Origin of the sequence: Pseudodonghicola xiamenensis DSM 18339 (assembly GCF_000429365.1) — a bacterium.
Taxonomy (GTDB): Bacteria; Pseudomonadota; Alphaproteobacteria; order Rhodobacterales; family Rhodobacteraceae; genus Pseudodonghicola; species Pseudodonghicola xiamenensis.
In genome coordinates this window covers 30,790-51,348 of the sequence record NZ_AUBS01000003.1, presented here as the reverse complement: position 1 = coordinate 51,348, position 20,559 = coordinate 30,790, and the positions used below count along the sequence as shown (strand labels likewise).

At 62.6% G+C, this 20,559-nt stretch carries 22 protein-coding genes; 16 read left to right on the top strand and 6 right to left on the bottom strand.

What is annotated here, in order from left to right; all coding sequences use genetic code 11:
• Nucleotides 1–2: 2 nt before the first annotated feature.
• On the top strand, nucleotides 3–878 hold the full coding sequence (locus tag G455_RS0105325; protein ID WP_028092742.1) for a ribokinase: 876 nt from the start codon (nucleotides 3–5) through the stop codon (nucleotides 876–878).
• Between the two features lie 25 nt (nucleotides 879–903).
• On the opposite strand, the gene G455_RS0105320 is transcribed toward G455_RS0105325, so the two are convergent.
• On the bottom strand, nucleotides 904–1,095 hold the full coding sequence (locus tag G455_RS0105320) for a hypothetical protein (protein ID WP_028092741.1): 192 nt from the start codon (nucleotides 1,093–1,095) through the stop codon (nucleotides 904–906).
• A 285-nt stretch (nucleotides 1,096–1,380) separates the two neighbouring features.
• On the opposite strand from G455_RS0105320, the gene G455_RS0105315 reads away from it, so the two are divergent.
• Complete coding sequence (locus G455_RS0105315; protein ID WP_028092740.1) at nucleotides 1,381–2,289, top strand: D-amino acid aminotransferase; 909 nt, start codon at nucleotides 1,381–1,383, stop codon at nucleotides 2,287–2,289.
• Entirely contained in the window at nucleotides 2,289–2,996 is a 708-nt protein-coding gene (locus tag G455_RS0105310) for a sulfotransferase-like domain-containing protein (RefSeq protein ID WP_028092739.1), read from the top strand. The genes G455_RS0105315 and G455_RS0105310 overlap by 1 nt, the downstream gene beginning before the upstream one ends.
• A gap of 41 nt (nucleotides 2,997–3,037) precedes the next feature.
• Here the strand turns inward: G455_RS0105310 and G455_RS23385 are convergent, their stop codons facing one another.
• Both G455_RS23385 and G455_RS0105300 read right to left on the bottom strand, forming a co-directional pair.
• The gene (locus G455_RS23385; protein WP_051312207.1) at nucleotides 3,038–3,268 is read right to left on the bottom strand and encodes a hypothetical protein; all 231 of its coding nucleotides are present in this window, start codon (nucleotides 3,266–3,268) and stop codon (nucleotides 3,038–3,040) included.
• A 188-nt stretch (nucleotides 3,269–3,456) separates the two neighbouring features.
• Nucleotides 3,457–4,683, bottom strand: a complete 1,227-nt coding sequence (locus G455_RS0105300) for an argininosuccinate synthase (protein WP_028092738.1) — start codon at nucleotides 4,681–4,683, stop codon at nucleotides 3,457–3,459.
• A 152-nt stretch (nucleotides 4,684–4,835) separates the two neighbouring features.
• Here G455_RS0105300 and G455_RS0105295 point away from each other — a divergent pair, with 152 nt between their 5' ends.
• A complete protein-coding gene (locus G455_RS0105295) occupies nucleotides 4,836–5,549 on the top strand; it encodes a hypothetical protein (RefSeq protein ID WP_028092737.1) in 714 nt (237 codons plus the stop codon).
• Between the two features lie 64 nt (nucleotides 5,550–5,613).
• Nucleotides 5,614–6,852: a threonine ammonia-lyase IlvA gene (gene ilvA, locus G455_RS0105290; RefSeq protein WP_028092736.1), complete on the top strand. Its 1,239-nt coding sequence runs from the start codon at nucleotides 5,614–5,616 to the stop codon at nucleotides 6,850–6,852.
• 31 nt (nucleotides 6,853–6,883) lie between these two features.
• Here the strand turns inward: ilvA and G455_RS0105285 are convergent, their stop codons facing one another.
• The gene (locus G455_RS0105285) at nucleotides 6,884–7,216 is read right to left on the bottom strand and encodes an Hpt domain-containing protein (RefSeq protein WP_028092735.1); all 333 of its coding nucleotides are present in this window, start codon (nucleotides 7,214–7,216) and stop codon (nucleotides 6,884–6,886) included.
• A gap of 197 nt (nucleotides 7,217–7,413) precedes the next feature.
• Between G455_RS0105285 and G455_RS0105280 the strand changes: the two genes are divergently transcribed.
• Entirely contained in the window at nucleotides 7,414–8,673 is a 1,260-nt protein-coding gene (locus G455_RS0105280; RefSeq protein WP_028092734.1) for a PP2C family protein-serine/threonine phosphatase, read from the top strand.
• 79 nt (nucleotides 8,674–8,752) lie between these two features.
• Here G455_RS0105280 and G455_RS0105275 read toward each other — a convergent pair whose 3' ends face one another.
• On the bottom strand, nucleotides 8,753–9,205 hold the full coding sequence (locus G455_RS0105275) for an NUDIX domain-containing protein (protein WP_028092733.1): 453 nt from the start codon (nucleotides 9,203–9,205) through the stop codon (nucleotides 8,753–8,755).
• 94 nt (nucleotides 9,206–9,299) lie between these two features.
• Here G455_RS0105275 and hslO point away from each other — a divergent pair, with 94 nt between their 5' ends.
• The 9 genes from hslO (at nucleotide 9,300) to G455_RS0105230 (ending at nucleotide 19,127) form a co-directional block, all read left to right on the top strand.
• Nucleotides 9,300–10,286 carry an Hsp33 family molecular chaperone HslO gene (gene hslO / locus G455_RS0105270; RefSeq protein WP_028092732.1) on the top strand — a complete coding sequence of 329 codons (987 nt, stop codon included), beginning with the start codon at nucleotides 9,300–9,302 and terminating at the stop codon, nucleotides 10,284–10,286.
• Complete coding sequence (locus G455_RS0105265; protein WP_189658322.1) at nucleotides 10,279–10,887, top strand: CoA pyrophosphatase; 609 nt, start codon at nucleotides 10,279–10,281, stop codon at nucleotides 10,885–10,887. The genes hslO and G455_RS0105265 overlap by 8 nt, the downstream gene beginning before the upstream one ends.
• The gene (locus G455_RS0105260; protein ID WP_028092730.1) at nucleotides 10,884–12,044 is read left to right on the top strand and encodes a CCA tRNA nucleotidyltransferase; all 1,161 of its coding nucleotides are present in this window, start codon (nucleotides 10,884–10,886) and stop codon (nucleotides 12,042–12,044) included. Before G455_RS0105265 ends, G455_RS0105260 begins: the two co-directional genes overlap by 4 nt.
• 209 nt (nucleotides 12,045–12,253) lie before the next feature.
• Nucleotides 12,254–14,092, top strand: a complete 1,839-nt coding sequence (locus G455_RS0105255) for an ABC transporter ATP-binding protein (RefSeq protein ID WP_028092729.1) — start codon at nucleotides 12,254–12,256, stop codon at nucleotides 14,090–14,092.
• Between the two features lie 22 nt (nucleotides 14,093–14,114).
• Entirely contained in the window at nucleotides 14,115–15,947 is a 1,833-nt protein-coding gene (locus G455_RS0105250; protein WP_028092728.1) for an ABC transporter ATP-binding protein, read from the top strand.
• Nucleotides 15,944–16,498 carry a P-loop NTPase family protein gene (locus tag G455_RS23380; protein ID WP_035366207.1) on the top strand — a complete coding sequence of 185 codons (555 nt, stop codon included), beginning with the start codon at nucleotides 15,944–15,946 and terminating at the stop codon, nucleotides 16,496–16,498. Before G455_RS0105250 ends, G455_RS23380 begins: the two co-directional genes overlap by 4 nt.
• On the top strand, nucleotides 16,479–17,702 hold the full coding sequence (locus G455_RS0105240; protein WP_028092727.1) for a class I SAM-dependent RNA methyltransferase: 1,224 nt from the start codon (nucleotides 16,479–16,481) through the stop codon (nucleotides 17,700–17,702). The genes G455_RS23380 and G455_RS0105240 overlap by 20 nt, the downstream gene beginning before the upstream one ends.
• A gap of 42 nt (nucleotides 17,703–17,744) precedes the next feature.
• Nucleotides 17,745–18,536, top strand: coding sequence for an ion transporter (locus tag G455_RS0105235; RefSeq protein WP_028092726.1), 792 nt, complete (start codon nucleotides 17,745–17,747; stop codon nucleotides 18,534–18,536).
• 90 nt (nucleotides 18,537–18,626) lie between these two features.
• Nucleotides 18,627–19,127: a L,D-transpeptidase family protein gene (locus tag G455_RS0105230; protein ID WP_028092725.1), complete on the top strand. Its 501-nt coding sequence runs from the start codon at nucleotides 18,627–18,629 to the stop codon at nucleotides 19,125–19,127.
• 56 nt (nucleotides 19,128–19,183) lie between these two features.
• Here the strand turns inward: G455_RS0105230 and dalA are convergent, their stop codons facing one another.
• Nucleotides 19,184–19,720: a divisome-associated lipoprotein DalA gene (gene dalA, locus G455_RS0105225; protein ID WP_035366240.1), complete on the bottom strand. Its 537-nt coding sequence runs from the start codon at nucleotides 19,718–19,720 to the stop codon at nucleotides 19,184–19,186.
• Between the two features lie 171 nt (nucleotides 19,721–19,891).
• On the opposite strand from dalA, the gene G455_RS0105220 reads away from it, so the two are divergent.
• Nucleotides 19,892–20,503 carry a L,D-transpeptidase gene (locus G455_RS0105220; protein ID WP_028092723.1) on the top strand — a complete coding sequence of 204 codons (612 nt, stop codon included), beginning with the start codon at nucleotides 19,892–19,894 and terminating at the stop codon, nucleotides 20,501–20,503.
• Nucleotides 20,504–20,559 lie beyond the last annotated feature (56 nt).

Sequence of the window (20,559 nt, the reverse complement as noted above, 5' to 3'; positions counted from 1 at the left end):
CAATGGCGATCTGGAACCTGGGCTCGATCAACGCCGATATGGTCTATTCCCTGCCGCATTTTCCCGCGGCGGGGGAGACTTTGGCGGCGACGGGCTTTGACAGGTTCCTAGGCGGCAAGGGCGCGAATATGTCGGTCGCCGCTGCCCGCGCCGGTTCCCATGTCGCACATATCGGTGCAGTAGGGGCCGATGGCAGCTGGTCGATCCGGCGGCTGATGGAATATGGCGTGGATACCCGCCATATCGTCCAGGTGCCTGAGCCGACCGGCCAGGCACTGGTTTTCGTCGATCCGACCGGAGAAAACCAGATCGTCATCCTGCCCGGCGCCAATCGTGCCATTCCCGAAACGGCGATCCAGGCCGCTCTGGCCGAGGCTGCGGCCGGCGATACGCTCCTGATCCAGAACGAAACCAATGCTCAGGCGATGGCGGCCCGGATCGGCCGCGATCTGGGGTTGCGCGTCGCCTATGCCGCCGCTCCTTTTGAGGCAACGGCGGTGCTGGCGGTGCTGGCTTTCCTCGATCTCCTGATCCTGAACGAAATCGAGGCGCAGCAATTGCAGCAAGCCACTGGTCAGGCACCCGAGGCGCTGCGGGTGCGGGATGTGATCGTGACCCTGGGCGCCCGCGGCGCCCGACATATCGACACTGGAACGGGCGAAATCCGCGATTATCCGGCGATCCCGGTCACCCCGGTCGACACCACCGGGGCAGGGGATACCTTTACCGGATATGTGCTGGCCGGGCTCGATCGCGGCATGGCGTTGCCGCAGGCGATATCTCAGGCGATGCGGGCAGCGGCCATCATGGTCACCCGACACGGCACCGCCGATGTCATTCCGGACCTTCGGGACGTGCAGGAAAGCCGATTGGGCTGAACCTTCCGCGCTTCGCGACGATGGGTCAGCTCAGATGGCTGCGGGGCAGGGTATAGGCTTGCGCGTCGGGGCGGGCGGTGACGAACATCACGGTTTGGGAACAGGGCTGATCTGCACGGGCGATCTCGGCGTCATGGCTGGCGGCATGGCTGGCCACGGCTCCGATCACGATGAAGAACACCAGTGCCAGAGTTTTCAGCAGTTCGATTCGTTTCATGTCGTCTCCCTCCTTCTTTCGCGGAAGTCCTGCGCTAGGCTGACGCCTGTGGCGTGTTCCCGCAAGGGGATGCAATCAATCGTCACGAGGAGGTGAGCCAAGTTTACCCCGCCGCCGGGTTTTTTCCGTGCCCTTTTTCTGGCTCCAAATATCCCCGCCGGAGGCACGCGCCCCTCGGGGCGCGTTGATCTGTCCGCAGATCCTGCGCCTCTGCGCGACATCATGAAAAACCGGTTTCGCGCACGCTGGTCGCGGTCTAGCGTCCTGGAGGAAGGAGAGTTCGCGATGACCGACAAGATCACCACCCATCAGGCGCAGGAAGATGCGCGCAACGACATGATCCTGATCTATCTGAACGGCCGCATCGTTCCCAAGGCCGAGGCGCTGGTCAGCGTCTATGACAGCGGCTTCATGATGGGGGACGGGGTGTGGGAGGGGCTCAGGCTCTATGACGGCTGCTGGGCCTTTCTCGAGGATCACCTCGACCGGCTGTTCGAAGCCGCCAAGGCTATCGACCTCGATATCGGTCTGGATCGCAATGGGGTCAAGAATGCCTTGTTCGAGACACAAAAGGCCAATGGCATGACCTCTGACGCCCATGCGCGTTTCATGGTCACGCGGGGGATCAAGACGCGCCCCTTCCAGCATCCGGCGCTGTCGCAACAGGGGCCGACGGTGACGATCATCATGGAACATTCCAAACCCTCGATCCCGCGGCCGATCCGCCTGGCGACCGTGCCGCATATCCGTGGCCTGCCGATGAGCCAGGATCCCAAGCTGAATTCGCATTCCAAGCTGAACTGCATCCTCGCCTGTATCGCCGCCGAAAAGGCTGGCGCGGACGAGGCCTTGATGCTCGACGTGCATGGTTTCGTGAACACCACCAACGCCTGCAACTTCTTCATCGTGCGGAAGGGGGAAGTTTGGACTTCGACCGGCGATTATTGCATGAACGGCATCACCCGCCAGAAGGTGATCGACGTCTGCAAGGCCGATGGAATCCCGGTCTTTGAACGCAATTACTCTCTGGTTGATACCTATGGCGCCGATGAGGCGTTTCTGACCGGCACCTTCGGCGCCCAGACACCGGTGGGGGCAATCGACGGCCGCCAGATCGGCAGCGGAGAGATGGGGCCAATGACCAAACGCATTCGCGCGCTCTACAAGGCATTGATCGAGAAGGAGTGTGCCTGATGCGGATTGCCATGTGGTCCGGGCCGCGGAACCTGTCCACCGCGATGACGTATGCCTTTGGCAACCGCGCCGATTTCGCCATCTGGGATGAACCCTTCTATGCCCCCTATCTGGCGACGACGGGGATCGACCACCCGATGCTGGCCGAGATCCTGGCGGCGCATGAGACCGATCCAGACAAGGTGGCGGCGCGCTGCATCGGCTCTATTCCTGGGGGAAAGCCGCATTTCTACATGAAGCACATGCCGCTTCACATGATCGAAGGTTTCCCGCTCGATTGGGCGGCGGGGTGTGTGAACGTGCATCTTCTGCGGCATCCGGCCCGGGTGGTGGCGAGCTATGCGGCCAAGCGCGAGAACCCGACGCTGGACGATATCGGCTTTCGTCAGCAGGTGGAGCTGTTCCAACGGTTCCCCGGCCCGGTGATCGACAGCGCCGATATCCGGGAAGATCCCGAAGGCATGCTGCGCGCGCTTTGTGCCGAGATCGGCCTGGGTTTCGATCCCGCCATGCTGCATTGGCCGGCTGGGCCACGCGCCGAAGATGGCGTCTGGGCAGCGCATTGGTATGGGGCGGTGCACCGGTCGACAGGTTTTGCCGGTGCCGAGGGGCCATTGCCCGGGCTGAACGGCCCGGCCGCCGCCCTGGCCGAGGCGGCGCTGCCCTATTACGAGGAACTGGCGGATAAGCGGATTTTGCCCAGATAGCCCTTGTCAGATCCTAGCCAGCGCAGATTCCAGCTTCATTGTCATCGCCGGATTTCTGCTTTGTCCAATCCCCCGGTCATCGGGGTCAGCTTGCCCTTGAGCAGTTTCTTCAGGTTCTCGGCGCTGAGCTGGATGGTGCAATCAGTGTCGCGATCCTCAGTGTTGGCGCAATTGTCGGCTAGCGCCGGCGCACCGCAGATGAATTTCAGTGATCCGTCGAATGTCTTGCCGGCGAGGGAGTCGCTGATGGCATCGGCGATCTGGGTCAGCAACTCCGGCCTCCGGTCTCCGGTCGTGGGGCGCCAGCCAGATTTATCCCCGGGGCCGGGCGCGAACCTCTGGTCTTGACGGGCTAGGTTCACCGAGCGCCGCTCAGCCCGACGTCCTCAAAAGAAAATGCCCGCCTCAGCAAAGGCGGGCATTCCCGGAAAACTCAACGAATGACGTCGAGAGAGGCTGATCAGCCCTTCACCCGCTTGTTGCGGACCGCGATCAGTTTCAGGCGCAGCGCGTTCAGGTTGATGAAGCCTGCCGCGTCCTTCTGATCATAGGCGCCGGCGTCTTCCTCGAAGGTCACGTGCTTTTCGGAATAGAGCGAATAATCCGACCAGCGGGCGACGGTGCGCGCCGAGCCCTTGTAAAGCTTCAGCTTGACGGTGCCGGTGACATATTCTTGCGTCTTGTCGATCAGCGCCTGCAGCGCCTCGCGTTCGGGGCTGAACCAGAAGCCGTTATAGATCAGCTCGGCATAGCGCGGCATGATCGAATCCTTCAGGTGGCCGGCGCCGCTGTCCATGGTGATCTGTTCGATGCCGCGGTGGGCTTCCAGCAGGATGGTGCCGCCCGGGGTTTCATAGACGCCGCGGGATTTCATACCGACGAAGCGGTTTTCCACGAAGTCCAGAAGGCCGATGCCATGCTTGCCGCCAAGTTCGTTCAGCTTGGTCAGGATCGTCGCGGGCGACATTGCCTCGCCATTGATCGCCACCGCGTCGCCTTTTTCGAAGGTCACTTCGATGAATTCGGGTTCGTTCGGCGCCTCCTCGACAGGTACGATGCGCTGCGCGACATAATCGGGCGCTTCAACGGCCGGATCTTCCAGCACCGTACCTTCAGAGGAGGTGTGCAGCAGGTTGGCATCGACCGAGAACGGCGCCTCGCCACGTTTGTTCTTGGCGATCGGGATTTGGTTCTGCTCGGCGAATTCCAAAAGCTTGGTCCGGCTGCTCAGCTTCCATTCGCGCCAAGGTGCGATCACCTTGATCGCAGGATCGAGCGCCGCGACGCTCAGTTCGAAGCGAACCTGGTCATTGCCCTTGCCGGTCGCGCCGTGGGCGACGGCATCGGCGCCGGTTTCTTCGGCGATCTCGACCAGACGTTTGGAGATCAGCGGCCGCGCGATCGAAGTGCCCAGCAGATAGAGCCCTTCATAGACCGCGTTGGCGCGGAACATCGGGAAGACGAAGTCCTTGACGAACTCTTCACGCACATCCTCGATATAGATGTTTTCGGGTTTGATCCCCAGAAGCTCGGCCTTCTTGCGGGCGGGCTCCAGCTCTTCTCCCTGGCCGAGGTCGGCGGTGAAGGTGACCACCTCGCAACCGTATTCGGTTTGCAGCCATTTCAGGATGATCGAGGTGTCGAGGCCACCGGAATAGGCCAGAACGACTTTCTTGGGCGCGGACATGGAGGGTTCCCTGTAATAGAATGACGAATGGGGCGTAGCTGTTTTTCATCAAAGGGGCAAGGCAGGGCGGGGTTGACCGCATTGATCGGCTGCATTGACCTCTGGTGTGGGGCGCTCTATCCGATACAACCATAGCGATATTGAGAGAGACCATGGTTATTTCGATTTTCCGCCACGCGGTGAAAATGATCTTCAGCGACATGGGCGCTACGCTGCGGATTTCCATTCCGATGATTGTGCTGCTCGTGGTGCAGGTGCTGGTCTTCGCCATGACGGACAGCGAAGCGGATCAAAACCCGGGCTGGGCATTCTCCCTCGACATCTTCAACCTGATCGCCTCTCTCTGGGTGGCGGTGGCCTGGCACCGCTATGTGCTGATGGAACACTATCCGCAAGGCTTGATGCCGGAGTTTCGCAGTCGCGAGATGCTGGTCTACTTCGCCAAGACCCTGTTGTTGATCGCGATCACGGTCTTGCCGGCTGGGGTTGTTTTCGCGCTGATCCTCAATGTGGGCACGCCGGAACCGGTGAGCGTGGCGGTGTTGATCGTTCTGGCCCTGGTCCTGATCTGGGTGACGATGCGGCTGTCGGTGCTGTTGCCTGCGGCGGCCATCGGCCGGCGGTTGACGATGGCCGCGGCCTGGCGTGCCACGCAACCGATTTCGCTGGGGGTGATCGGGCTTGTTCTTCTGATCATGCTAACCTCTGCCGTGTTGTTCATTCCGGTCTTGCTGGTCTCCTTGGGGACGTCGGTCTTCATCGGGATCGCCGGCGCGATCGTGGTGCAGTGGTTCTGTACCTTGCTGTCGCTCAGCGTGCTGACAACGCTTTATGGTGTCTATGTCGAAGGGCGCGCCTTGGACTAAAGGATGGGGCGGCTATGTCGATCTAGCGCTTGCCTTGTCCCGGCCATTGCGGCAGGGAAATGGAATGACCAGTTTTCAGGATATGGCGCGGATTGCCGAGCGCGCGATGCGCGAGGTCTTTCCCGAAACCCCGCTGCAGCGCAATGCCCATCTGTCGGAGAAATACGGGGCAGACATCTGGCTGAAGCGCGAGGATCTGAGCCCGGTACGCAGTTACAAGCTGCGCGGCGCCTTCAATGCCATGCGCAAGGTGCTGGAGGAGCACCCTGAACAGATGCTGTTCGTCTGCGCCTCTGCCGGAAATCACGCGCAGGGCGTGGCCTACATGTGCCAGCATTTCGGCGTCAAAGGTGTGATCTTCATGCCGGTGACCACGCCGCAGCAGAAGATCCAGAAAACCAAGGTGTTCGGTGGCGAGGCGATCGAAATCAAGCTGATCGGCGACTATTTCGACGATACCCTGGCCGAGGCGCAGCGGTTCTGCGTCCAGGAGGAGGGGCATTTCCTGGCCCCCTTCGATGATGCCGATGTGATCGAAGGCCAGGCCAGCGTCGCGGTCGAGATCGCGGTGCAGATGGGCCGGGTGCCGGATCATGTCATCCTGCCGGTCGGTGGCGGCGGTCTGTCCTCGGGGGTGCGCGGGTTCTTCGGGCCGCGGTGTCGCTATTCCTTTGTTGAACCTGCTGGCGGCCGCAGTCTGGCGGCGGCGCTGGCGGCAGGGGAGCCGGTGATGCTGGACCGGGTGGATTCCTTCGTTGACGGGGCGGCTGTGGCCCGAATTGGGGCGTTGCCCTTCGCGCGTCTGGCGGATGTTGATCCGAAAGATGTGCTGTTCGCGCCGGAAGATCGCATCTGCACTACGATGATCGAGATGCTGAACCTCGAAGGGATCGTGTTGGAACCCGCCGGCGCGCTGGCGGTGGATGCGCTGGCCGATGTGGCAGATGACATCCGCGGCAAGGCGGTGGTTTGTGTCACGTCGGGCGGGAATTTCGATTTCGAACGTCTGCCCGAGGTCAAGGAGCGCGCGCAGCGCTATGCCGGGCTGAAGAAATATTTCATTCTGCGGCTGCCGCAACGGCCCGGAGCGCTGAAGGATTTTCTGGAGATTCTTGGCCCCGAGGACGATATCAGCCGGTTCGAATACATGAAGAAATCGGCACGGAACTTCGGGTCTGTGCTGATCGGTATCGAAACGATGCGGCCGGAGAATTTCGGCCAGTTGTTCGCACGACTGGATGCCGGTGGCTATACCTATACAGACATCACCTCGGACGAGACGCTGGCGCAATTCGTGATCTGACCGGCTTGGGGCCGGTCAGCGCGGGGCAGTGTCAAGCAGCGAGATGATCGCGCAGCCCATCGAAGAAGACGGCCTTCGATTTTTCATAGCCCTCGATGATGGCCGCGAGGTCGACCTGTTCGGCCTTGCCTTCGGCTGCCATGCGTTCGCCATCCTGGCACAGATCCGAAAAAGTGGCGAAGCCAAGGTTCAGGGCGCTGCCCTTGAGGAAATGCAGATCCTGCTCCAGTTGGCTGCGATCGTCTTCATCGCGCAGCCGCGTGACCACACCTTCGACCTCTTCCAGAAAAAGGTCGATCACTTCCTGAAAATCGTCAGCTCCAACCTCGTCGCGTAGTTCATTCACGCGTGTCCACAAAATCATGATACACCCAAAATCTGATATCCCAACCTGGAGGGACCCTAATCGCGTGGCGGTAAATAACTGGTTAAGTAGGGGTGGTTCTGTTGTATGCGGCGAAGACATGCCGTTTCACGCCATGTTAAGGGCTAAGGTGAATAGTGCGGGAACCGGTCTTGGGCCGGTGGTGTATCATAGGTCAAGGCGGGTGCTGTTTTCGCATGAAGGGTGATATCGAGATTCAGCAGGCATCGCGGACGATCGGCCGGGTTCTGGTCGTCGATGACAGCCGCCTTCAGCGCCATATCCTCATGAGCTCCCTCAAAAAATGGGGGTTTGAGGTGATCGAGGCCGAGAGCGGCGAACAGGCGATGGACATCTGCCGCAACGACCCGCCCGATGTGATCCTGAGCGATTGGATGATGCCGGGGATGAGCGGTCTGGATTTCTGCCGCGCCTTCCGCACCCTGCCAATGGAGGGGTACGGATATTTCATTCTGCTCACCTCGAAGAGCGACAAGAACGATATCGCCAAGGGGCTGGACGCGGGCGCCGACGATTTTCTGACAAAGCCGGTCAATTCGCATGAGCTGAGGGCGCGGATCTCGGCGGGTGCACGGATTCTCAGCATGCAGCGGGAGCTGTCGGAAAAGAACCGTGTGATTTCCGAAACGCTCGACAAGCTGCGCAAGGCGCATGATGCGATCGACAAGGATCTGATCCAGGCCCGCAAGATCCAGGAATCTCTGGTGCCCGAGTTCACTCATGTTTTCGGGGCCTCGCGGGTCAGCCTGTTGTTGAAACCCTGCGGCCATATTGGCGGTGATCTGGTTGGCATGTTCTCGCCGGGGGCGGGACGGGTCGGCTTTTACGGTATTGATGTATCTGGTCACGGCATCACCTCGGCGATGATGACTGCAAAGCTGGGGGGATATCTGTCCAGCACCTATAACGATCAGAATGTGGCGATGGAAAAGCGGCACGAAAGCTTTTACGCGCTGCGCCCCCCGGTCGAAGTGGCGCGTATCCTGAACGATCGGGTCACCGCCGACACCGGGGTCGATGAATATTTCACCATGGTCTATGCCACCGCGGATCTGAAGACGGGCCGGGTGCAGATGGTGCAGGCGGGCCATCCCTATCCGCTGCTTCTGCGCGCGGATGGCAGGGCCGAGTTTCTGGGCGAGGGCGGGGTGCCGGTCGGATTGCTGCCGAATGTGGATTACCAGCAGTTCGAGACCGATCTTCTGCCCGGTGACCGGTTGCTGATCTATTCCGACGGGTTCACCGAATGCCGGCTGGCCGCTGGCGGCATGTTGCAGCAGGAGGGGCTGCTCAAGCTGGTGCGCCGCTGCGATGTCGGCCAGTCCGGGCAGGAGCTGCTTGAGGATCTGTTCTGGGAACTGCGCCAGATCATGGCGCCGGGCGAGGGGATGGAGGACGACATTTCCGCCACCCTGTTCGAATATAACGGCCCATAGGGGGGGCATGCCGTTCCCGATGGGGCAAGACCCCGGGCGATGGATGGGGCCGGGGCGCGTTGACCTTTGCAACTGTGCCCTAGTTTTTCAGTAACCCCAGTGCCAGCCGGGCGGCGAAATGGCGGTCTCCGGCGTTGCCCAGGCGTTCGGCCGCCTCGATGGTATCCATCCACAGCGCACGGTGACCGGGTTCGCTGGGGGGCCCCATGGGACGGATTGGCGAGGCGATGAAGATCAGGCAGATCTTTTCGGCCCAGAGATCATATTCCGGCATATAGGCGAAACGGCGAAAAACGCCTGCCCGACGCGGGCGGCCGATCAGCCAGCCGGTTTCCTCGAACACCTCGCGATGCAGCGCCGCAAAGGGTGATTCGCCCGGGTCTATGCCGCCGCCGGGCAATTGCAGATCGGGGGCGGGATTGGCCTGTTCGGTCAGCAGCAGTCGCCCGGCCCTAGGCAAAAGCGCATAGGCCCCGACCCGCCGGCGATAGCTCTGGTTGGCGTGGGGTGGCTCTCCGAACCGTCTGATCATGTCTTGGCCCCTTTCCGTCCTGCCTCTTTCATCGCGGATACTTCCGACTATATTGCAGGGCAACAGCCGAATTGACGGCATATAAGGACATCTCATGGCCATCGCATCGAAACTCGCGTGGGACGATACCGTCCTGCCTTTCCAGCTTGACGTCTCGGACATCCGCGGCCGGGTCGCCCGGTTGGACGGGGTGCTGGACGGTATCCTGAAACAACATGATTATCCGCCCCAGGTCGAGGCGCTTGTTGCTGAAATGGCGTTGCTGACGGCGCTGATCGGCCAGACCATCAAGCTGCGCTGGAAATTGTCGCTGCAGGTGCAGTCGAATGGACCGGTGCGGATGATCGCCACCGATTATTACGCCCCGGAGGAAGAGGGCGCGCCGGCGCGGATTCGCGGCTATGCTAGCTTCGATGCCGACCGGTTGCAGGGCAACCGGCCTTTCGATCAGATCGGCGCGGGGTATTTCGCCATTCTGATTGACCAGGGATCGGGCGCGGCGCCCTATCAGGGGATCACGCCGCTGGATGGGACGTCTCTGTCCGACTGCGCCGAGGCCTATTTCGCCCAGTCGGAACAGTTGTCCACCACATTCAAGCTGAGTTTCGGAAAATCGACCGAAGCCGGCGGCAGCGAACATTGGCGCGCCGGGGGGGTGATGATCCAGCACATGCCCAAGGCCTCGCCGTTGATGGCCGAAGGTGAGCGGCACGGTGAAATCCTGCGTCCCAGCGATCTGATCCGGGACGAGGACGGCGACGATTGGAACCGGGTGAACATCCTGCTCGGCTCCGCCGAACTGATGGAGTTGATCGGGCCGCGGGTGTCGCCCACCGATCTGCTGATTCGCCTGTTTCACGAGGAACAGCCGCGGGTCTTCGACGCCCAGCCGGTGCGCTTCGGCTGCACCTGTTCGGAAGAGCGCGTGCGCCAGAGCCTGTCGATCTATTCGGCGAAAGACATCGCCACGATGACGACCGAGGATGGCATCGTCACCGCCGATTGCCAGTTCTGCGGCGCGCATTACGAGCTCGATCCCGCCACGCTGGGGTTCGAGGCCGGCGAGGTGGACGATGCTTGACCTGACCCGTGATCCGGTTTCGCAGCTCCGTCTGGCGCTGGAGCGGCCGGGTCAGGCCTCGTCCGATTTCGATCTGAACCCGGAATTTCGGCTGCCGGGCGGGCGCAAGCTGCGCCCGGCGGCGGTTTTGATCACTGTTACCTTGGCGACCGGGGTGCCCCAGGTGGTGCTGACCAAGCGGTCTTCGGCGTTGAAGAACCATCCCGGCCAGATCGCCTTTCCCGGCGGCAAGCGGGAAGAGTATGACGCTGATGCCGCCGCCAATGCATTGCGCGAGGCCGAGGAAGAGATCGGCCTGCCGCATGCCATGCCGCGCATTCTGGGCAGTCTGCCTACGCACGAAACCGTCACTGGGTTCGAGGTGACGCCGGTGCTGGCGGTGCTGGACCAACCGTTCACGCCGGTCGCCGATCCGTCTGAGGTGGCGGAGGTTTTCGAAGTGCCGTTGAGCCATCTGATGCAGCCGGACAATTATCTGATCGAGGCCCGTATTTGGCGCGGCATGCGGCGGCATTATTTCACGGTGCCTTACGGGCCTTATTACATCTGGGGTGCCACAGCTCGGATGCTGCGGCAACTGGCAGTGCGGCTTGAAGCATGATGCGGATCTGTGCCGACTGGCTGGCCAATCCGGCGACGCAGGCGGTTTGCGCCGCGCTTGAAGCGGGGGGCGCTCAGGCGCTGTTCGTTGGAGGCTGCGTGCGCAACACGCTGATGGGGGTGGCGGTCAGCGATATCGACATCTCGACCGACGCGCGGCCCGAACGGGTGATGTGGCTGGCCGAGGCTGCGGGCATCAAGGCGGTGCCCACCGGCATCGACCACGGAACGGTTACCCTGGTTCAGGACGGTATCCCGCATGAGGTGACGACCTTTCGCCGCGATGTCGAAACCGACGGACGCCGCGCGGTGATCGCCTTCGCCGATCGGGTTGAGGAAGACGCGGCGCGGCGCGATTTCACCATGAACGCGATCTATGCCCGCTCCGACGGCACGGTGCTGGACCCGCTGGGCGGGCTGCCCGATTTGCAAGCGCGGCGGGTGCGTTTCATCGGTGAGGCGCGCGATCGCATCCGCGAGGACTACCTGCGCAGCCTGCGCTATTTCCGCTTTCATGCCTGGTACGGCGACGATGCGGCGGGGTTCGACCCGGATGCCCTGGCGGCGATTGCCGAAAACCTGGACGGTCTTGCCAAACTCTCCCGCGAACGGGTGGGGGCAGAGCTGTTGAAACTACTTGCCGCGCCCGATCCGGCGCCGTCGGTGGCGGCGATGCGGTCGACGGGGGCGCTGGGGCAGTTGCTGCCCGGAGCCGATGATCGGGCGTTGGCGCCCCTGGTGCATCTTGAAGGGCAGGCGGGCGCCGCCCCTGACGGGTTGCGCCGGCTTGCAGTGCTGGGCGGGGTCGATGTGGCCGAAAGCTTGCGGCTGAGCCGGGCGCAGGCCAAGCGGTTCGATCAGATGCGCGAGGGGGCCAGCAGCCTGCTGTCGCCCGCGGAACTGGGCTATCGGCTGAAATTGCCGGATGCGCGCGATGCGCTGTTGCTGCGGCAGGCCTGGAACGAACAGCCTTGGGCGGAGGCGGCGAACGATCAGCTTGCGACAGGCGCCGGGGCACGTTTTCCCGTCACTGCCCGTGACCTGATGCCGGCCTATCGGGGCGCCGCACTGGGCGCCCGTCTGGCCGAACTGGAAGGTCAGTGGATCGCCTCGGGCTTCACGCTGGACAAGGCGGCGTTGCTTTCGGGCAACAGCTAGCGGCAACAATTATGTGCTGCGAACATGTAACGGGGTGACAAGCGCGCCCCGATTCGCTACGCAACCGTCATAACCTTATTGGAGAGATGCACATGTATCACGGGATCTGGAACAGCTTTAGCTGAGACACCGGCCCCCGTGTGCGCGGTGATCAGCACCGCCATCAATACATCTGCATGCCCTAAGCCCCTTCTCGGAGCACCTCCAATATGTTTCGTTTCTTTGAAAATCTTGTCGATCCCTATGGTCCTTATGCGCAGGATGACCGTCCGCCGACCCGCGTCTGGCCCTTCCTTGGCGTCTATGCGCGTCCGTTCCATCGCGTCTTCGTCTGGACCGCATTGTTGTCGATCCTCGTCGCGGGGATCGAGGTCTGGCTGATCTATTATATGGGCCGTGTCGTCGACATTCTGGGCGGCGAGCCGGCGCAGGTCTGGGCCGATCACGGGTGGGAACTGATCGCGGTCGCGATCTTCATCCTGTTCTTGCGCCCGGCGATCCAATTGGTCGACGTGCTGCTGTTGAACAACGCGATCCTGCCGAACTTCGGCACGCTGATCCGCTGGCGGGCGCATAAGCACGTGCTGCGCCAGTCGGTCGGCTGGTTCGAGAATGACTTCGCCGGCCGCATCGCCAACCGGATCATGCAGACCCCGCCGGCGGCGGGCGAGGTGATCTTTCAGATCTTCGACGCGATTTCCTTCTCGATCGCCTATTTCATTGGGGCCGGCGTGCTGCTGATGGCGGCCGATCCGCGGTTGTTGCTGCCGCTGGTGGGGTGGCTGGTGCTTTACGGTCTTCTGGTGCGCTGGACCATCACGCGGGTAGAGCCGGCGTCGAAGGCGGCCTCTGACGCGCGTTCGGCGATCACCGGGCGGGTGGTCGACAGCTATTCCAACATCCATTCGGTCAAGATGTTCGCGCATCATGATCTTGAGCTGACCTATGCCAAGGAGGCGATCGAGGACTCGCGCCGGACCTTCCAGACCGAGATGCGGATTTTCACCGTGATGGACGGCACCTTGGTGGCGCTGAACGGGGTATTGATCATCGGCGTGGTCGGCTGGGCGATCTGGCTGTGGATGATGGGCGAGGCCACCGTCGGCGTGGTCGCCGCTGCCACCGCGCTGACCCTGCGGCTGAACGCGATGACCGGTTGGATCATGTGGGCGCTGACCACCTTCTTCCGCCAGCTTGGCGTGGTGGCGGAGGGGATGGAGACCATCGCCCAGCCCATCGACCTGGTCGATGCGCCGAACGCGACCGATTTGAAACTGACCGAGGGCAAGATCGAGATCCGCGATGTCTCCCACCACTATGGGCGGGTATCGGGGGGGCTCGATCATATCGACCTTACGATCCTGCCGGGCGAAAAGATCGGTCTGATCGGTCGATCCGGCGCCGGCAAGTCGTCTTTGGTCAAGCTGCTGCTCAGGTTCTATGATGTGGAAACCGGGCAGATCCTGATCGACGGGCAGGACATCCGCGCGGTCACCCAAGACAGCCTGCGCCGCCATATCGGCATGGTGCAACAGGACAGCTCGCTTCTGCATCGCTCTGTGCGCGACAACATCCTCTATGGCCGTCCCGATGCGACCGAGGCCGAGGTGATCGCCGCGGCCAAGCAGGCGGAGGCGCATGAGTTCATCCTGACGCTGGAAGACCCGCAGGGGCGGCGTGGCTATGACGCCCATGTGGGCGAGCGTGGGGTGAAACTGTCCGGCGGCCAGCGGCAGCGGGTGACGCTGGCGCGGGTGATCCTGAAGAATGCGCCGATCCTGCTGCTGGACGAGGCGACCTCGGCGCTGGATTCCGAGGTCGAGGCGGCGATTCAGGAAACCCTCTATGGCATGATGCAGGGCAAGACCGTCATTGCCATCGCACATAGGCTTTCTACCATTGCAGAGATGGACCGTATCCTGGTGATGGATCACGGCCGCATCGTCGAAGATGGGCCGCATGACGATCTGCTGGCGAAGGGCGGGCTTTATGCCCAGTTTTGGGCCCGGCAGTCGGGGGGCTTCCTGAACCCGGAAGCAGACGAGTGAGAGGGATGAGAAGGGTGAGATTATGAAAATTTCAAACTGGATCGACCCCTTCCGCCCCGCCGACGGTCCGCCGCCGCAGACCCTGCTGGCCTTTATCCTCTGGTGTCTGAAAGGTGCCTGGCCGGCGCTGATCTTCGCCACCGTGGTGTCCTGTCTGGCCGGCGGGTTGGAGGCGGGGACCGCCTATATCCTGGGCTTCGTGGTCGATACCGCGGTGGGGGCTGGGCCGGACAAGCTCTTTACCTCGGCGAATGCGATGAAACTGGCGGCAGCAGTGGGGTTCTTCCTGCTGGTGCGGCCGATCCTCTTTGGCATGTCCTCGGCTGCGAACTCCATCGTGGTGGGGCCGAACGTCAATCCGATGGTTCTGGCGCGGCTGCACCGCTGGACGCTGGGGCAATCGGTTCAGTTCTTCGACGATGATTTCGCCGGTCGCATTGCGCAAAAGCAGATGCAGGCGGCGGGGGCGGTCACCAATGTGGCGGTGGAATCGATCAACGTGGTGGCCTTTGCGCTGGCCTCGGTGGTTGGGTCGCTGGTGCTGATGACGGCGATCAGTTGGCATGTCACGGTTGTTTTCCTGCTGTGGTTCGCGGCCTATATCCTGACCATTCGCTGGTTCTTGCCGCGGGTGCGCAGCCGTGCGGCGGGCCGTGCCGGGGCGCGGGCGGTGGTCTCGGGCCAGATCGTCGACACCATCACCAACATCAAGACGGTCAAGCTGTTCGCCCATGCCGATCATGAAGATCGCGCCGCGCTGGGCGCGCTCGAAGGGTTCCGCGACCGGGCGCTCGGGTTCGGTCGTCTGGCGGCGCTGTTCCGCTTCTGCCTGATGTGCCTGGCCGGGCTGCTGCCGGTGCTGCTGATCGGCGTGACCCTGCTGATGTGGCGGCAGGGCCTGGCGACCGAGGGTAATATCGTCGCCGCCGGGGCGGTGGCGATCCGGCTGTCGCAGATGACCGGCTGGGTCAGTTTCGCGCTGATGGGGGTCTATTCCGACGTGGGCGAGATCGAGGACGGCATGCGCACCCTGACCCCGCGCACCCGGCTGGCCGATGCGCCCGACGCGACCGAGTTGAATGTGCCGGCAGGGGAGATCGTTTATGATCACGTGGGCTTTGCCTATGGTCGGAAATCCGGCGGGGTGTCGGATATCGCACTGACCATTGGCGGCGGTGAAAAGGTGGGGATTGTCGGCGCCTCCGGCGCTGGGAAATCGACCTTGGTGTCTCTGCTTCTCAGGCTCTATCAACCAGAACAGGGGCAGATCCGGATCGACGGCCAGCCGATCGAAAGCGTAACGCAGGAAAGCCTGCGTCGCCAGATCGGCATGGTCACGCAGGAAACCGCGATGTTCAACCGGTCCGCGATGGATAACATCCGCTATGGCCGGCCCGATGCCACGGATGAAGAGGTGAGCCGCGCCGCCGAACAGGCAGAGGCGCATGATTTCATCCTCAAGCTGCGCGATCACATGGGCCGCGAGGGGTATAAGGCGCATCTGGGCGAACGTGGCGTGAAGCTGTCCGGCGGGCAGCGGCAGCGGATCGCGCTGGCCCGCGCCATCCTCAAGGACGCGCCGATTCTGGTGCTGGACGAAGCGACCTCGGCGCTCGACTCCGAAGTGGAGGCAGCGATTCAGGTGGCGCTCGACCGGGTGATGCAGGGCAAGACCGTGCTTGCCATCGCACACCGGCTGTCGACCCTGTCGGAAATGGACCGGATCATCGTGCTGGATCAGGGCCGGATCGCCGAGGAAGGCACGCATGAGGAGCTTTTGGCGCAAAACGGGCTCTATGCCGGGTTCTGGGCGCGGCAGTCGGGCGGGTTCCTGGGGGCCGAGGCGGCGGAATGAAACGGGTGATGATCGTGGGCCAGCCCGGGTCGGGCAAGTCCACGCTCGCCCGCGCCTTGGGGGCGCGGAGCGGCCTGCCCGTTACCCATGTGGATCACATCCATTGGCAGTCCGGCTGGGTCGAACGCCCGCGCGCTGAGCGGGTCGAGATGGCGCTGGCGGTCGAACGCGGGCCGGAATGGATTTTCGAAGGTGGCCTGTCGGAGACCTATGATCACCGGCTGTCCCGCGCCGATACGCTGATCGTGCTCGACCTGCCGCTTTGGCTGCGCGCCTGGCGAGTGTTGCGGCGAACCCTGCGCCATTATGGCCGGACCCGTCCGGACCTGCCCGCCGATTGCCCGGAACGGTTTGATGCAGAGTTCTGGCGTTGGATCTGGGACACGCGGCAGACGGCAGCGGTGAAGAACCGGGCGCTGATCGGCCAGGTGGGGCCGGGGGTTGCAGTGCATCACCTGACCGGCCCGCGCGCGGTGCGCCGGTTCCTGTCAACTCTCGACGCCGGGCGCAAATCGGGGCAGAAGGCGCGACATGGAACAGGTCACGATTGAACGGCTGGGGCATCAGGGGGACGGCATCGCGCCGGGCCCCGTTTTCGTGCCCGGAACCCTCCCCGGTGAGGTGGTGGAAGGCGAGATCTCGGGCGGGGTGATGACCGCGCCGAAGATCGTGACGCCAGCGGAGACGCGGGTGAAACCACCCTGCCGGCACGCGAAATTCTGCGGCGGCTGCACGCTTCAGCATGCGAGCGACGATTTCGTCGCCGGCTGGAAGGTCGATGTGGTGCGCAAGGCGCTGGGCGCGCAGGGGGTCGGCACCGATTTCCGGCCCATCGAAACCTCGCCGCGCCAGTCGCGCCGGCGCGCCACCTTCGCCGCGCGGCGGACCAAGAAGGGCACGCTGGTGGGTTTTCATGGCCGCGCCTCGGATACCATCGTCGAGATTCCCGATTGCCAGTTGCTGCGTCCCGAACTGATGGCCGCCCTGCCGGTGATCGAGGCGTTCCTGACCGAAGCCGCCAGCCGCAAGGGCACGCTGGCGGTGACGGTTACGCTGTCTGTGGTCGGGCTCGATGTCGCGGTGACCGGGGGCAAACCGCTCGACGGACCACTGCAGATGGTGCTGGCGCAATTGACCGAAGCGCATCGGCTGGCCCGGTTGACCTGGGAGGGGGAAGTGATCGCCCTGCGCGTACCGCCGGCGCAGCGTTTTGGTGCCGCGCAAGTGGTGCCGCCGCCGGGCGCCTTCCTGCAGGCGACGGAGGAAGGCGAGGCGGCGCTGTGGGCGGCGACGCAAGAGATCGTCGGCAATGCCCGCCGGGTGGTCGATCTGTTCGCCGGTTGCGGCACCTTTTCCCTGCCGTTGGCCGAGCGGGCCGAGGTGCACGCGGTCGAGGGCGACCGGGCGATGACCGCGGCGTTGGAGGCCGGATGGCGCAAGGCGCAGGGGCTGAAGCGGGTGACGACCGAGGCACGCGATCTGTTTCGCCGGCCGTTGATGCCGGACGAGCTGAAACGATTCGATGCCGTCGTGCTCGACCCGCCGCGCGCAGGCGCCGAGGCGCAGGTTGAGGAGCTGGCCGAGGCCAAGCCGCCGGTGATTGCCTATGTTTCGTGCAATCCGGTCACCTTTGCGCGGGATGCCGCGCGGCTGATCGCGGCGGGATATCGCCTGAGCTGGGTACAGGTGGTGGATCAGTTCCGCTGGTCAACCCATGTGGAGCTTGTCGGCAGCTTCACCCGCACCGATATGTGAGCCGACCAACAGCAACAGACTGATTTCAAGGAGCGTTTTGGCATGATCACCGCCCCCCGCCTGAAAGGGTTTCTCGACCATCCGGCCTTTGGCCGTTTCATCACAGGGGTGATTCTGGTCAATGCGGTGCTGTTAGGGATGGAAACCTCGGATCAGATCATGGCGCAGGCCGGCGATCTGATCGTGCTGCTCGATTGGATCTGCCTGACGATCTTCGTGGTGGAAATCGCGTTGAAGATCACTGCGCGGGGCTGGCGATTCTTCACCCAGGGTTGGAACCTCTTTGATTTCACCATCGTGGGGATTTCGCTGGTGCCCGGGGCGCAGGGGCTGTCGGTGCTGCGGGCGCTCAGGATTTTGCGGGTGCTGCGGGTGATCTCGGTCGCGCCGCGCCTGCGCCGGGTGGTCGAAGGGTTCATCACCGCCCTGCCGGGCATGGGCAGCGTGTTCCTGCTGATGGGGATCATCTTCTATATCGGTGCGGTGATTTCGACTCAGCTCTTTGCCGCCAGCTTTCCCGATTGGTTCGGCACGCTGGGCCGCAGCGCCTACACGCTGTTCCAGGTGATGACGCTGGAAAGCTGGTCAATGGGCATTGTTCGTCCGGTGATGGATGTACATCCGCAGGCCTGGATTTTCTTCGTGCCCTTCATCGTGGTGACCACCTTTGCGGTGGTGAACCTTCTGGTGGGGTTGATCGTGAATTCGATGCAGGATGCCCATCAGGAAGAGGATAATCTGCGCACCGATGCCTATCGCGATGAAGTGTTGTCGCGGCTTGAGGCGATCGAGCAGCGGTTGCAGGCTTCCAGCGCCGGCCCCGACAAAAATTGATTTCAAACTTGGTGCCACAGCGGTATTTTCCGGGCTGAGCAGCCGGGTTCGGAACGACCGAATCCGTACATACAGGCAGAGATTTCACCAATGAAACGTCGTCTTTTCACCGTCGGGGCCCTTGCAACTGTGGCGTTGGCAGGCTGTGCCTCGCGCAGCAAGTTCCAGCAGTATAATGGGCCCGATGTGACTTCGATTGTGGTCAACAAGGGCGCCCGCAAGCTTTATCTTCTGCATGGAGAAGAGGTCCTGCGCGATTATCAGGTCGGGCTGGGATTCGCTCCGGTGGGGCACAAGATGTTCGAAGGCGATGGCCGGACGCCGGAAGGCACCTACCGGATCGACCGCCGCAACCCGCGCAGCGAATTCTATCTGTCGGTGGGAATTTCCTATCCGAATACTCAGGATCGGGCGCGGGCCGCGGCGATGGGCAAAAGCCCGGGCGGCGATATCTTCATCCACGGTCAACCGCTGACCTATCAGCCGAAAAAGCAGGACTGGACCGCCGGCTGCATCGCGGTGAAGAATGAAGAGATCGAAGAGATCTATGCAATGGTGCGTGATGGCACCGCGATCACCCTGCGGGCCTGACCCGCAGGGGAGAATGGTCTGACCGGACGGAAATGTCCCGGGGCGCGGGTGGCGGGTTACAGAACCGGCGCCCGCCCGCTGCCCATCAGCAGCGTCCACCAGATCTTGCCGGCAGGTTCCTGATACCAGGCAAAGCCCAGATCTCGGGCGTTCTTGTCCAGCAGAACGGCACGGGTCCCGGGCTCGTCCATCCAGGCGGCCAGGGTTTCCAGCTCGGTCTCGTAGGTCTCCGATATGTTTTCTCCCAGCATCTCGCCGTAGTAGCCGGCACGCCGGACCCGGTCGAGCGGCGACGATCCGTCAGAGCCGAAATGCCAGGGGCGGTTTTGGACCGACATATCGCGCGAATGCGTCGCGGCGGCGGCGGTGAGCTGCGCATTCAGCGTGACCGGCTGCAGCCCGGCGGCCTGACGCAGGGAGTTGACCGAATCCAGCATCCGGTACTGGATCTTCGATACGTCGCGGTTGCGGATATGATAGACTTTCGTGGACAAGCCACTGGCACTGCTGCCGGTGCTCTGAATGCCGCTGCTCGTATCACAGGCGGCCAATGCCAGAAGGCTGACAAGCAGAAGCGAAAGAAGGCGCACGATAATCCTACCCGGTTTGTGAAACTTGATCCCCTGCAATTAGCGCGCCTGTGCAGCGCAGGCAAATCTCCTGATCGTGAGGAGGGGCGGCCGCACGCGGTTTGATTTGCGACTGCGGCTTTCTGGTCATATCATGCCGGATGTCGGGGACATTTGTACAAAGGGTATACCGTTATGTCGAAATCCTCTTCTCGTCGCGGGTTTCTTGCCGGAGCGGCCGCCTTGATCGGAACGCCCGCATTGGCCACCCAGCCGGTGCAGGTGGTGGATATGGGGCAGGACTATGATCCGCTGCGCCCGCCGCCCGAACCTGAACCGCCGGTGCGCCACAATATTTCCAGCTTCCGTGCCAAGCATTGGCAGCCTTATTTCAGCAATCTGAACAATGGTGCCATTCTGGTCGACACCCAGTCTCGCGCCTTGCATTTCTGGTCGCAGGATCATCAGACCTATCTGCTGTTTCCGTCCAGCGTGCCCCTGTCCGAAGAGATGACACGACGGGGGCGGACCAATGTGGTGCGCAAGGTCGAAGGGCCGGGCTGGGCGCCGACCCCTTCGATGAAAAAGCGCAATCCCGAGTGGCCGGATTATATCCCTCCGGGGCCGGACAATCCGCTGGGGACGCATGCGCTTTATCTCGGGTGGAAGTATTATCGCATCCACGGCACCCATGATACGCGCAAGATCGGGCGGCGGTCGTCGAATGGTTGTATCGGGCTTTATAACGCGCATATCGCCGCGCTGTTCGCCCGGGCCAAGGTCGGAACGCAGGTGTTGCTAATTTGACGACATCACGCTGCCGAGAGGGGCGTTTTCTCTAACAAGCGTTTGCAATTCAGCCG

Excerpts from the sequence above, each read along its gene's own strand:
- G455_RS0105325 (WP_028092742.1), top strand. The coding sequence starts at position 3 with ATGGCGATCTGGAACCTGGGCTCGATCAACGCCGATATGGTCTATTCC.
- G455_RS0105320 (WP_028092741.1), bottom strand. The coding sequence starts at position 1,095 with ATGAAACGAATCGAACTGCTGAAAACTCTGGCACTGGTGTTCTTCATC.
- G455_RS0105315 (WP_028092740.1), top strand. The coding sequence starts at position 1,381 with ATGACCGACAAGATCACCACCCATCAGGCGCAGGAAGATGCGCGCAAC.
- G455_RS0105310 (WP_028092739.1), top strand. The coding sequence starts at position 2,289 with ATGCGGATTGCCATGTGGTCCGGGCCGCGGAACCTGTCCACCGCGATG.
- G455_RS0105300 (WP_028092738.1), bottom strand. The coding sequence starts at position 4,683 with ATGTCCGCGCCCAAGAAAGTCGTTCTGGCCTATTCCGGTGGCCTCGAC.
- G455_RS0105295 (WP_028092737.1), top strand. The coding sequence starts at position 4,836 with ATGGTTATTTCGATTTTCCGCCACGCGGTGAAAATGATCTTCAGCGAC.
- ilvA (WP_028092736.1), top strand. The coding sequence starts at position 5,614 with ATGACCAGTTTTCAGGATATGGCGCGGATTGCCGAGCGCGCGATGCGC.
- G455_RS0105285 (WP_028092735.1), bottom strand. The coding sequence starts at position 7,216 with ATGATTTTGTGGACACGCGTGAATGAACTACGCGACGAGGTTGGAGCT.
- G455_RS0105280 (WP_028092734.1), top strand. The coding sequence starts at position 7,414 with ATGAAGGGTGATATCGAGATTCAGCAGGCATCGCGGACGATCGGCCGG.
- G455_RS0105275 (WP_028092733.1), bottom strand. The coding sequence starts at position 9,205 with ATGATCAGACGGTTCGGAGAGCCACCCCACGCCAACCAGAGCTATCGC.
- hslO (WP_028092732.1), top strand. The coding sequence starts at position 9,300 with ATGGCCATCGCATCGAAACTCGCGTGGGACGATACCGTCCTGCCTTTC.
- G455_RS0105265 (WP_189658322.1), top strand. The coding sequence starts at position 10,279 with ATGCTTGACCTGACCCGTGATCCGGTTTCGCAGCTCCGTCTGGCGCTG.
- G455_RS0105260 (WP_028092730.1), top strand. The coding sequence starts at position 10,884 with ATGATGCGGATCTGTGCCGACTGGCTGGCCAATCCGGCGACGCAGGCG.
- G455_RS0105255 (WP_028092729.1), top strand. The coding sequence starts at position 12,254 with ATGTTTCGTTTCTTTGAAAATCTTGTCGATCCCTATGGTCCTTATGCG.
- G455_RS0105250 (WP_028092728.1), top strand. The coding sequence starts at position 14,115 with ATGAAAATTTCAAACTGGATCGACCCCTTCCGCCCCGCCGACGGTCCG.
- G455_RS23380 (WP_035366207.1), top strand. The coding sequence starts at position 15,944 with ATGAAACGGGTGATGATCGTGGGCCAGCCCGGGTCGGGCAAGTCCACG.
- G455_RS0105240 (WP_028092727.1), top strand. The coding sequence starts at position 16,479 with ATGGAACAGGTCACGATTGAACGGCTGGGGCATCAGGGGGACGGCATC.
- G455_RS0105235 (WP_028092726.1), top strand. The coding sequence starts at position 17,745 with ATGATCACCGCCCCCCGCCTGAAAGGGTTTCTCGACCATCCGGCCTTT.
- G455_RS0105230 (WP_028092725.1), top strand. The coding sequence starts at position 18,627 with ATGAAACGTCGTCTTTTCACCGTCGGGGCCCTTGCAACTGTGGCGTTG.
- G455_RS0105220 (WP_028092723.1), top strand. The coding sequence starts at position 19,892 with ATGTCGAAATCCTCTTCTCGTCGCGGGTTTCTTGCCGGAGCGGCCGCC.